The organism is Micromonospora sp. RP3T (assembly GCF_003027925.1).
Taxonomy (GTDB): Bacteria; Actinomycetota; Actinomycetes; order Mycobacteriales; family Micromonosporaceae; genus Micromonospora.
Genome location: NZ_PYPS01000022.1, coordinates 107,304 through 117,986 on the forward strand (window position 1 = coordinate 107,304; position 10,683 = coordinate 117,986).

At 75.0% G+C, this 10,683-nt stretch carries 11 protein-coding genes and 1 tRNA gene; 5 read left to right on the plus strand and 7 right to left on the minus strand.

Annotated features, from left to right (window positions below; translation table 11 throughout):
- Positions 1-74, minus strand: a tRNA-Glu gene (locus C8054_RS18865).
- 517 nt (positions 75-591) lie between these two features.
- Here C8054_RS18865 and C8054_RS18870 point away from each other — a divergent pair.
- The 3 genes from C8054_RS18870 (at position 592) to C8054_RS18875 (ending at position 3,306) form a co-directional block, all read left to right on the plus strand.
- On the plus strand, positions 592-1,830 hold the full coding sequence (locus C8054_RS18870) for a helix-turn-helix domain-containing protein (protein ID WP_107158123.1): 1,239 nt from the start codon (positions 592-594) through the stop codon (positions 1,828-1,830).
- 95 nt (positions 1,831-1,925) lie between these two features.
- Complete coding sequence (locus C8054_RS31740) at positions 1,926-2,126, plus strand: hypothetical protein (RefSeq protein WP_146179934.1); 201 nt, start codon at positions 1,926-1,928, stop codon at positions 2,124-2,126.
- Positions 2,113-3,306 carry a helix-turn-helix transcriptional regulator gene (locus tag C8054_RS18875; RefSeq protein ID WP_107158124.1) on the plus strand — a complete coding sequence of 398 codons (1,194 nt, stop codon included), beginning with the start codon at positions 2,113-2,115 and terminating at the stop codon, positions 3,304-3,306. Before C8054_RS31740 ends, C8054_RS18875 begins: the two co-directional genes overlap by 14 nt.
- 20 nt (positions 3,307-3,326) lie before the next feature.
- Here the strand turns inward: C8054_RS18875 and C8054_RS18880 are convergent, their stop codons facing one another.
- A complete protein-coding gene (locus C8054_RS18880; RefSeq protein ID WP_107158125.1) occupies positions 3,327-3,719 on the minus strand; it encodes a hypothetical protein in 393 nt (130 codons plus the stop codon).
- A 152-nt stretch (positions 3,720-3,871) separates the two neighbouring features.
- Between C8054_RS18880 and C8054_RS18885 the strand changes: the two genes are divergently transcribed.
- Complete coding sequence (locus C8054_RS18885) at positions 3,872-4,690, plus strand: alpha/beta hydrolase family protein (protein WP_107158126.1); 819 nt, start codon at positions 3,872-3,874, stop codon at positions 4,688-4,690.
- Between the two features lie 135 nt (positions 4,691-4,825).
- Here the strand turns inward: C8054_RS18885 and C8054_RS18890 are convergent, their stop codons facing one another.
- From C8054_RS18890 to C8054_RS18900, 3 genes are all read right to left on the minus strand, one after another.
- Positions 4,826-5,332, minus strand: a complete 507-nt coding sequence (locus C8054_RS18890) for a DinB family protein (protein ID WP_107158127.1) — start codon at positions 5,330-5,332, stop codon at positions 4,826-4,828.
- Between the two features lie 69 nt (positions 5,333-5,401).
- Positions 5,402-6,190, minus strand: a complete 789-nt coding sequence (locus C8054_RS18895) for a M15 family metallopeptidase (RefSeq protein ID WP_107158128.1) — start codon at positions 6,188-6,190, stop codon at positions 5,402-5,404.
- Between the two features lie 88 nt (positions 6,191-6,278).
- On the minus strand, positions 6,279-7,241 hold the full coding sequence (locus C8054_RS18900; protein WP_107158129.1) for an acetylxylan esterase: 963 nt from the start codon (positions 7,239-7,241) through the stop codon (positions 6,279-6,281).
- A gap of 190 nt (positions 7,242-7,431) precedes the next feature.
- On the opposite strand from C8054_RS18900, the gene C8054_RS18905 reads away from it, so the two are divergent.
- On the plus strand, positions 7,432-8,457 hold the full coding sequence (locus C8054_RS18905; protein WP_107158130.1) for a LacI family DNA-binding transcriptional regulator: 1,026 nt from the start codon (positions 7,432-7,434) through the stop codon (positions 8,455-8,457).
- Positions 8,458-8,470: 13 nt separating this feature from the next.
- On the opposite strand, the gene C8054_RS18910 is transcribed toward C8054_RS18905, so the two are convergent.
- Together C8054_RS18910 and C8054_RS18915 are read right to left on the minus strand one after the other, a co-directional pair.
- Positions 8,471-9,769 carry a D-alanyl-D-alanine carboxypeptidase family protein gene (locus C8054_RS18910; protein WP_107158131.1) on the minus strand — a complete coding sequence of 433 codons (1,299 nt, stop codon included), beginning with the start codon at positions 9,767-9,769 and terminating at the stop codon, positions 8,471-8,473.
- A 95-nt stretch (positions 9,770-9,864) separates the two neighbouring features.
- Positions 9,865-10,581: a polysaccharide deacetylase family protein gene (locus C8054_RS18915; RefSeq protein WP_107158132.1), complete on the minus strand. Its 717-nt coding sequence runs from the start codon at positions 10,579-10,581 to the stop codon at positions 9,865-9,867.
- Positions 10,582-10,683: the final 102 nt, after the last annotated feature.

Sequence of the window (10,683 nt, forward strand, 5' to 3'; positions counted from 1 at the left end):
TGGGCCGTACGGGACTCGAACCCGTAGCCTCCCGGGTGAGAACCGGGTGAGCTGCCCATTTGCTCCAACGGCCCGTGCCGGGACGGACGTCCCGGGCGGTGCTGGTGTCCGTGCCGGAGCGCGCCCCGGACACGGAGAACCGCCCGGCTCCGGTCTGGGGCGGGCGGTTCGCGCGGATCGTCGCGTCGGCGCTAGACGCGCCACCACCCCGGTCGCCACCGCTGTTCCCGGCGGCCACCGCGGCCCGGCTCGGGCAGCAGGGCACCGGCGCGCGGCACGGGCCGCTCGGCTCGGGTGCGATTCCGCTGCGACACGGGGCTCTCCTTGCGGCTGGAACCGGTTGAGGTTGCCCGTTCACGGTACGACCGCGGCATGCGGCCGGCAACGCGATATTCACGAGGGCGTTGATCGACACCACTTCGCCGAAGTAGCGGCATGGCCAGCCGCGTGATGCCACCACGTCGGCGTAGCGGAGTCGATCCCGCCTGCGCGGGACGTCACGCACAGCTCAGACCGGTGTACGGTCCGAAGTGGCCGCTCATCCGTCCGCGCGTCGAGGGGCGGTCGGTCGTTGCGGCAGCGGGAGGTGGCATGGCTGAACCCACCGTCGGGGAGCGTCTCGCCGGACTTCGTCGCGAGTCGCGGCTGACGCAGGAGCAGCTCGCCGAGCGTTCCGGGGTCAGTGTCGAGGTGATCCGGAAGCTGGAGCAGGGCAGCCGGGGCACGGCTCGCCTCGACACGCTGCATGCGCTCGCGCGGGCCCTTGGTGTGTCGACGTCCGCGTTGCTCGGTGACGCGTCGCAGGCAGCCGCGCGTGGCGAGCCGGGTCACCGGTCGCTGTCGCTGGCCGAGATCCGCCGGGTCATCGCCCCGCTCCGGGGAATCGACGGTGCTCCGTTCGTGGTGCCGTCGAGCGAGCCACCCGGCCTCCACACGTTGCGCGGGAATCTGCACGCCGCCGATCGGGTCTACAACGCCGGCGACTACGCCATGGCGTTACGGGTGGTGCCGCCGCTAGTGGTCAACGTGCGGGCGGCGGTCGATCTCGTCGGCGAGGAGCGTCAGGCCGAGGCGCACGACCTGCTCGCCCGCACGTATCACCTGGCCGGCGGTCTGCTGATCCAGCTTCGGGCCGACGACCTGGCGCAGACCGCGCTCTCGGGGGCCCTCGACGCCGCGCAGCGCTCCGGAGACCGGGTGGTCGCGGCCACCGTCATCCGGACGATGTGCTGGTCGCTGATGCGTCAAGGCCGGATCAGCGAGGCGGCCGACTTGGCGGTGGCCACCGCCGACGAGGTGGAACCTCGGCTGTCCCGGGCGACACCGGGCGATCTGGCCGCGTGGGGGTGGTTGCTGCTGAGCGCCGCCGCCGCGCGGTCCCGGGACAACCGGCCGGACGAGGTGACCGACCTTATCGGGGTCGCCGCTGCCGCCGCGGTACGGATCGGTGATCGGGTACCGGCGGCGGATCAGTTGATGCTGGTCGGCGGATTCGACAGCGCCAAGGTGCAGATGCAGCGGGCGGAAGCGGCAGCCGTGGCCGGCGAGGCGGATCGGGTGCTGGAGCTGTCCGCGACGGTGCCGCCGGGGCCCACTCTCAGCACATCGGCGTGGCGACGGCATCGGCTGGACCTGGCATGGGCGTACGCGGATCTGCGGCGTTACGGGAAAGCGACAGCGGTGTTGACGCAGTTGCGCGACACGGCGCCGACCTGGCTGCGGCAGCAGCGGTACGCGCGGGACATCGTGGACACCATCGCCACCGGACGCCGCCGGGCGATGACGGACGAGTTGGCTGCCCTGGCCGAGCTGATGGGTTGTGCGCGGTGACTGGTACACCGTGTCCGAGTGGATGACTTCACGATCTTCGGATCGCACCTTCCGCACCTTTTTGATTACCCTCAGTCACGCCAGCCTGTGGCGGTGTGGCGCGCGACGCGCCACCGCCGATGGAGGTGGCGATGCAGAAGCGTGGCGACAAGCCGGCAGTCGACCGGGGTGAGCAGATCCAGGCCGCCGAGCGGGAGGCGGCGCGGCAGCGGCTGCTCGCGCAGGCCGAGGCGGACCGGATACCGGTCGAGGAGACGACCCGGGCGGTGCCGGACCGGCGGCATGACCGGCGGTGACGTGCCGGTCGGCCGCCGCGTCGCGCAGTGGCGGGTCCGGCGTCGGATGACCCAGCAGATGCTGGCCGACCGGTTGGGCAAGTCGAAGAGCTGGGTCGACAAGGTCGAACGCGGCGTACGCGCCCTGGACCGCTTCTCCGTCATCCAGGATGTCGCCCGGGTGCTGCGGGTGGAACCGGCGACGCTGCTCGGCCGGGAGGATCCGCCGCCGGCCCTTGGCGACGAGGGGGTGGACGGGGTACGCGCGGCGCTGGCCCGCTACGACCTGTTCCCGGCCGGTTCCGGCCACCGGGATTCGACGTCCACGGACGAGCTGGGCCGACGGGTGGATCATGCGTGGTCGGCGTACCGGCACGCGCGCTATCCGCAGGTGCTGCGCCTGGTGCCGGAACTGCTCGACGCGACCCGGGCCGCGTACGCCGGGGACGGGGACGGCGCCGGCGGGCTGCTGGTGCGGGCGTACCGGATCACCGCGTCGGTGCTGGTGAAACTCGGCGAGCCGGATCTGGCCTGGCTGGCCGCCGATCGGGCGGTGACGGTGGCCGCCGGTGAGCCGAGGTGGACGGCGGTCGCGGCGGTGCCGCTCGGGCAGGCGCTGCGCGCCACGGGGCGGGGGCGGCTGGCGACGACGGTGACGATCGCCGCCGCGAACCGGACCGGTGCCCCGGCGGCGCGCGACGCGTCGCCCGGCGGAGCGGCCCTGGCCGGGACGCTGTGGGTCGAGGCGGCGCTCGCGGCGGCGTCCTGCGGCGACGCGCGCAGCGCGGCGGAGTGGCTGGGGGTGGCCGCCGGGATCGCCGGGCGGGCCGACGACCGGCTCGACCCCCACCTCGATGGGTTCGGGCCGGCTGCCGTGCAGGTGGCACACGTGGCGGTGGCTGTCGAACTCGGCGACGGCGCCGAGGCGGTCACCCGGCACGAGACGGCGATCCGGTCGGAGGGCTGGCGGTGGTTGCCCGTCGAGCACCGCGCCGCGCACCTGGTCGACGCCGCGCGGGCGTACCTCCAGATCGGTGACCTGCTGCGGGCGGGCCGGGCCCTGACCGAGGCCGACCGGCTCGCGCCGGCCGAGGTCCGGATGCGGCCGGCGGCGCGTACCGTGCTGGCCGAGGTGGCGCGCGGCGGACCCGCGCCGGCCGGCGTGGCGCACCTGGCGACGGCGGTCGGCCTCACCCGCTGACGCGGGCCGGGCCACCGGCCCTAGCCGGCCTGGGCCACCGGGTGGCGCTTGATCTCCTCCATGAAGGGGAAACGGGCGGTGAGGTCGGTGAGCGTCGTGCCGGACCGCCAGGCGTCGGCCACCTGGGCGACCTGGAGCAGGTCGGTGGCGTCCCCCCGGGCCTGCACGTCGCCGTCGACCCGCAGGTCGATCATGAAGTAGCGGGCCTGGGCGCCGAGGCTGACGCAGACCACGCCCCGCTCGGAGGTCAGCTCGGCGCAGGTGAACCGGCTGCGGCCCTGCTCGGGAGCGCTGACCCGCCCGACGTCGAGCTGGTGGGCGGTCGCGGTCTGCGCGAGCGCGGGAGCCAGACCGCCGGGCTCGACCAGATCCGGGTAGAGGCGCACACCCAGTGCCGCCGAGACGTCGCTCATGACTGACTCCCACTTCCTCGTGACAGAGACCAGCAACGCGCAGGTTACGAACACGTTTCCGGCACGCATGCCCATCCTGTCCCGCGCGAAGGGCCCGCGGCAATAGGAACGGTCAATCCGCCCCCATCGGGCCACCGGTACGCTGCCGGCTCATGGCGCGGATACGGTGTGACTTCTTCTCCGAGACGCTCGGCCTGGGCACCTCGATGACGGTGCTGCTGCCCGACCGGGGCGCGACCGGGATCGGCATGGCCGGCGCGGCCGGCGACGGAGATCCGCCGGTGCTGTACCTGCTGCACGGCCTCAGCGACGACGACACGGCGTGGACCCGGCGGTCGTCGATCGAACGGTACGCCGCCCCGCTGGGGCTGGCCGTGGTGATGCCGCAGGCGCAGCGCAGTTTCTACTGCGACGAGGCGCACGGCAACCGGTACTGGTCGTTCCTCAGCGAGGAACTGCCCGAGGTGTGCCGGTCGTTCTTCCGGCTCTCCACCCGCCGGGAGGACACGTTCGTGGCCGGCCTGTCGATGGGCGGCTACGGCGCGGTGAAGTGGGCGCTGCGCCACCCGGACCGGTTCGCGGCGGCGGCCAGCCTCTCCGGCGCGCTCGACGTGGTGCACCGCCGGCACCACCCGTCCAGCCCCCTCGACCCGGCGGTGTGGCACACCGTCTGGGGCGACGGCCCGGCGCCGGACGGAGACGACACGGTGGCGCTGCTGGAGCGCGCCGGCGACGACCTGCCCGCGCTCTACGTCGCCTGCGGCACCGAGGACTTCCTGTACGAGGACAACGTCCGGTTCGTCGACACCGCCCGGCGGCGCGGCCTGCCGCTCACCGTCCACTTCACCCCCGGCGACCACGACTGGCCCTACTGGGACACGCAGATCGCCAACGTGCTCACCTGGCTGCCGCTGCGCGGTAAGGCGGGGGCCCCGGTTAACGCCTCCGGTAGCGGAGGGGGCCCCGCTTAACACCACTCAGCGGGTGAGCACCACCTTGAGCGCGCCGGTCTCACCGGTGGTGATGGACCTCGGCCCCGCGCGCCGTGATCGTGGTGTTAAGCGGGGCCCCCGCCTCTACCGAAGGCGTTAACGGGGGCCCCCGCCTTACACGCCGACGGTGCCGTCGACGGCTTCGCGGAGCAGGTCGGCGTGGCCGTTGTGCCGGGCGTACTCGTGGATCATGTGCAGCATCACCAGGCGCAGCGAGACGTCCTCGCCCCAGCGGGCCTGGTGGCCGGTCACGTCGAGCGACTCGGCCGCGAGCTCGATCCGCCGGGCGTGCGCGACCTCGCGCTGCCACGCCTCGAACGCCTCCGCGCGGTCGGCGTCGCGCGCGTCGTACGCCGCCTGGTAGTCGTCGGTTTCCGACCAGACCAGCGGCATGTCCTCGGCGGCGATGACGCGCCGGAACCAGGCGCGTTCCACCTCGGCCAGGTGCCGGACCAGGCCGAGCAGGGACAGCGTGGACGGCGGCGAGGACTGCCGGCGCAACTGCTCGTCGGTCAGCCCCTCGCACTTGCGGGCCAGCGTGGCGCGGTGGAAGTCGAGGAACGCGCGCAGCGTCTCCCGCTCGCCGGCCCGCAGCGGCGGGCCGATCCGTTCGATGGTCACCGGGGACGTCCTTCCGGGGCGGGGTCGGTCCCCCGGAGCCTAACCGTCGTGGATCATGAGGCAACCGGGTTACCGCAGCGAGGAGCGGGCCACCGGGAAGTCGAACCAGGTGTCCGGGTACGGCTCGTCCACGTACCGGTAGTGCCACCACTCGCGCGGGTAGTTCTCGAATCCCTGCGCCGTCATCAGTTCCTTCAGCAGGGCCCGGTTCCGGCGGGCGGCGTCGGTGAGCCCTCCGGCGGCGGTGTGGGCGCGCGGGTCGAAGCAGTCGAACCCGGTGCCCATGTCGACCGAGTCGTCGGCGAAGCGCCGGCCGGTGGGCGCGGTGCAGGGCAGCAGCGGCTGGCCGGGCGCGTAGCCGGGCTGCGTGGGGGTGGGCACCGGGACCAGGGTCAGGTCGAGCGTGCTGCCCCGGCTGTGCGCGGTGGGCGCGCCCAGGTAGCCGTCGGCGAAGAGCCGGTCCTTCGGCACGTCGGGGTAGAACTCCGCCTTCATCTGTTGCTCCTGCGGGCGCTTCGCCCAGGCGACGAACTCGTTCACGGCCCGCTGCGGGCGGTAGCAGTCGTACACCTTCAGGCTGTGGCCGCGGTCGAGCGCGGCGGCCTGCACCCGACTCAGCGCCGCCGCGGCCCGGCGGGTGAGCAGGCAGAGCGGCTCGGGGTAGCCGTCGATCGGCCGGCCGACGAAGTTGTGCGCGCCGGCGTACCGGATGTCGGTGCGCACGCCCGCGTCGACGGTGGCCAGGTCGACGATGTCGGCCGGGGCACGGGGGCCGGTCGGGGTGGCCGACGGCGTCGGGCGCGGCGCGGGTCGCTGGCAGCCGGCGGCGAGGGCCGTGACCACCACGACCAGGAGCATTGCCGTACGTCTGCGCACGCTGCCGTGTCTACCACGGGGTAAGGAGGGGCCCCTTGTTAACAGACGTCTGTTAACAAGGGGCCCCTCCTTACCCCAGCGTCGCGTGGAGGAAGTCGACAGCGGCGGCGTCGTCGTCGATGCCGCCCGCCTCGTGGCCGTTGAAGCGCCAGACCGTCAGCTCCTTCTCGCCCCGGTAGTCGTGGTACGCGGCGTAGACCGTCGACGGCGGGACGATCTCGTCCATCAGCGCGACGGAGAAGCGGGCCGGCACGTCGGCACGCCTGGCGAACGCGACCCCGTCGACGTAGCCGAGCGTGTGGAACACCTGCTCCGCCCGGTCCCGGTGCACGGCCAGGTAGTCCCGGATCTCGCGGAACGGCGCCGAGTCGGTGAGCCCCACGGCGCGGGGGATGTCGCAGAGGAACGGCACGTGCGCCACCGCCGCGCGCACCCCGGGGGCCAGCGCGGCGGCGGCCAGCGCGGCGGCCCCGCCCTGGCTGTGGCCCAGCACGGCGATCCGGGTCGGGTCGACGCCCGGCAGCTCGCGGGCCGCGTCGACGGCCCGGACCGCGTCGGTCAGGAAGCGCCGGTAGTAGTAGCGGCGGGGCTCCTCCACGCCCCGGGTGGCCATGCCGGGCGCCTGCGGCCCGGCCGCCGCGACGTCCGGGGTGTCGCCACGGCTCCACCCCGAGCCCTGGCCGCGGGTGTCCATCTGGAGGTGGGCGAAGCCGGCGGCGGACCAGAGCAGGTTCTCCAACGGGTGGCCGCGTCCGCCGCCGTAGCCGACGTACTGCACCACGGTCGGCGGCGGCGTGGACGCGGCGCGGGGCACCCGCAGCCAGGCCCGGACCGGCTGCCCGGCGAACCCGGGAAAGGTCACGTCGAAGACGTCCGCCGCCGTCAGCGGGGTCGGCACCGGGGTCGCGGTCACCGGGTCGCCGCAGGAGCGGGCCTCGGCCAGCGTCTCGGCCCAGAAGGCGTCGAAGTCGGCGGGTTCGCGCAGGTCGCTGCGGTGCTGGCGGAGCTCGGCCTCGGTCAGGTCGGTGAACACGCCTGGGCTTCCTCGTCGGCTCGGCGGGGCGCGTCGCGGCACGGTCGCCGACGCGTTTCCGGAAGGTTTCCGCAAGTTGTCCGAACGCTAGGGCCGGGTCGATCTGTCGTCAAGCCCTCGGCGTACGGCAAGATGTCCGTGGGGCGGAACGGTTTTCCGGTCGGTCCGGCAGCCGGCGAAGGGAACACGGGTGAGCGCGGACGACGAGCGCAGGGTGACCATCACCGCGATCGCACGGGAGGCCGGTGTCTCCGTGCCCACCGTGTCGCGGGTGCTCAACGGGCGTTCCGACGTCGCGCCGGACACCCGGGAGCGGGTCGAGGAGCTGCTGCGCCACCACGGCTACCGACGCCGCAACAGCCGCACGGTACGCCGGGCGGACCTGGTCGACCTGGTCTTCAACGACCTGGACAGCCCCTGGGCCGTGGAGATCATCCGCGGGGTGGAGGACGTCGGCCACGCCGCCGGGGTGGGCATCGTCGTCTCGGCCGTGCACCGCGAGTCCAGCTCCACCCGGCAGTGGCTGCACAACCTGCGCGCCCGCGCCTCCGACGGGGTGATCGTGGTGACCTCGCACCTGAGCCCGGCGGTGCACGCGCAACTGCGCCGGCTCAACGTGCCGGTGGTGGTGGTCGACCCGGACGCCGGCGTGGCCGGGACGGACGTGCCGGCGATCGGCGCCACCAACTGGACCGGCGGCCTGTCCGCCACCGAGCACCTGCTGAGCCTTGGCCATCAGCGGATCGGGTTCGTCGCCGGCCCGCCGCACCTGCTGTGCAGCCGGGCCCGGCTGGACGGCTACCGGGCCGCGCTGGCCGCCGCCGGCGTACCGGCCGACGACCGGCTGGTGCACCCCGGCGACTTCTACCACGCCGCCGGCTACACGGCCGGCGGCGCGCTGCTCGACCTCGACGACCCGCCCACCGCGATCTTCGCGGCCAGCGACCAGATGGCCTTCGGCGTCTACGAGGCGGTGCGCCGCCGCGGCCTGCGGGTCGCCGACGACGTCTCCGTGGTCGGCTTCGACGACCTGCCCGAGGCGCGGTGGGCCTCGCCGCCGCTGACCACCGTGCGCCAGCCGCTGGTGGAGATGGGCCGCCTCGCGGCCCGCACCGTGCTGCGCCTGGCCCAGGGTGAGGAGATCGAGTCGCCCCGGATCGAACTGGCCACCGAACTGGTGGTGCGGGACAGCACCGCGGCCCCCGCCGGCCACTGACCAGCCGGACTTTTCAGTCGCCTTCCGGAATTTCCGGCTTCCGCAGGCCGGGCGCGGCCGACAGTGCCACCGCCGCGGCGTGCCGACGGCGACGGGCCAGCAGCACCGCTCCCCCGGCCACCACCACCGCGCCCACCGTGAGCGGCACGCCGACGCCCGACCCGGTGCCGGGCCGCGCCGCGCCGCCGCCCAGGTCGGCGTGCCCGGCCAGCGCCGACGCGGCCCCGGTGGCGGGCGTCGGCGAGCGGTCCAGCTCGCCCGGCTCCACCAGGCGGCCGACCGCCGCGTCCCGGGGCAGCCCGAATCCCCAGTCCAGCAGCGCCGCGCCCTGCTGCCAGCCCCGCTGGGTGGGGATCTCCGCGCCGAGCAGCGTCACCACCAGCCGGCGCCCGCCGCGCTCGGCCGCGCCGACGTACGTGTGCCGGGCCAGATCGGTGAAGCCGGTCTTGCCACCGAGCGCGCCCGGATAGTGGTCCAGCAGCATGTTGTCGTTCTGGATCTGGAACGCCTTCTCGTGCAGCGCCGGCTGGGCCGGCACCTGCGCGGTACGGGTGGCGGTGTAACGCCGGAAGGCCGGCTCGCGGAAGCACGCCCGGGCGATCAACGCCAGGTCGTACGCGCTGGTGAACTGCCCCGGGCCGTCCAGCCCGGACGGCGTGACCGCGTGCGTCTGCCGGGCGCCGAGCCGATGCGCCTCGTCGTTCATCGCGCGGACGCCGCCGGCCAGCCCGTCCGGGCCGCCCCCGAGCCGGGCCAGCGCGTTTGCGGCCTCGTTGCCCGACTTCAGCAGCAGGCCCAGCCAGATCGTCCCGATCCGGTAGCGCCCGCCCTCGGCCAGCCCCACCGCCGAGCTGCCCGGCTCGATCGCCAGGTCACCGGCCGTCATGGTGACCTCCCGGTCCGGGTCCAGCCGGGGCAGCATGGTGGCGGCCAGCAGCAGCTTCTGCACGCTGGCCGGGACGCCGTACTCGTGCGGGCCGCAGCCGCCGAGCACCGCGCCGGTGTCCAGGTCGGCGACCAGCCACGAGGTCGCGGTCACCGGCGGCGGCGTCGCGGTCGCCGCGGCCGGCACCACGAGTCCGGTGGTGTCCAGCGCCGCGCCGCCGACGGACCGGGCGGCCGGGTCGGGTGGCGGCGGGGCCTGCGGCGGACGGGTCGCCGGAGCCGGCACGTTCGGGCAGGGCGGCGCCCCACCCGGCAGCCGGCGGGCCGGCCCGCCGGTCCGGGTCGCCGCCACGGCGGGTGTCACCGGCGTCGACAGGGGCAGGAGCAGGGCGGCGGCCAGCGCCACGGACGGTCCCCAGGTCCTCATGTCCCGCACGCTAGCCACGCCGACCCGAACGGGTCGCCGGCTCCGGGATTCGCGTCCCGACGGCGGTGTGGTGGCGTAGGGTCCCGCCCCCGCAGTCAGCGCGCCGCGAGCCCGTGACCGCCGAGCGGGCCGACCCGCCACCCCCGGTGGCGGCACTCCGCGAGCAGTCCGGGCAGCGCGGCGAGCCCGGCCCGCCAGGCGCCCGGCGCGGCGGCGCAGGAGGAGTCGTGCAGCAGGACCGTGCCGCCGCCGCGCAATCCGGCCAGGACGCGGCGGCGGACGCCGTCCCCGGTCGCCGAGGCGGTCCAGTCCCGCCCCCAGCAACTCCACAGCACCGGCCGCAGACGCAGTCGCCGGGCGGCGACCAGGGCCGCGCCGGTGAGCACCCCGTACGGCGGGCGCAGGAACGCCGGCGGCCGGCCGGTCACGTCCACCACCAGGTCGTACGCGCGGGTCAGGTCGCGGACGGTGCCGGCCGGCCCGCGCAGCAGCAGGTTGTCGTGCGCCCAGCCGTGCAGCGCCACCTCGTGTCCGGCCGCCACCAGCCGGCGGCCCAGGTCCGGTCGGCGCCGCAGCATCACGCCGAGCACGAAGAACGTGGCCCGGACCCGGTGCGCGGCCAGCACGTCCAGGAAGTGGGGCGTCGACTCCGGGTCCGGGCCGTCGTCGAAGGTCAGCGCGACCCGGTCGGGTGACCCGAGGCCGTGCAGACCGGGCAGCAGGCGCTGCCGGAGGGCCGGGAGCGTGGTGACCGCCGGCGCCGCGTGGGCCAGCGGCAGCGCCACCGCCGCGGCCAGGGCGGCCGTCCTCACCGCAGCCCGCCGGTGGACTGGAGCAGCGCGGCGACGACGGCCACCGCGTCGCCGACCGGGTCCAGCAGCGGCCGGCGCCCCGCGCCGGCCGGACCGGCCGGG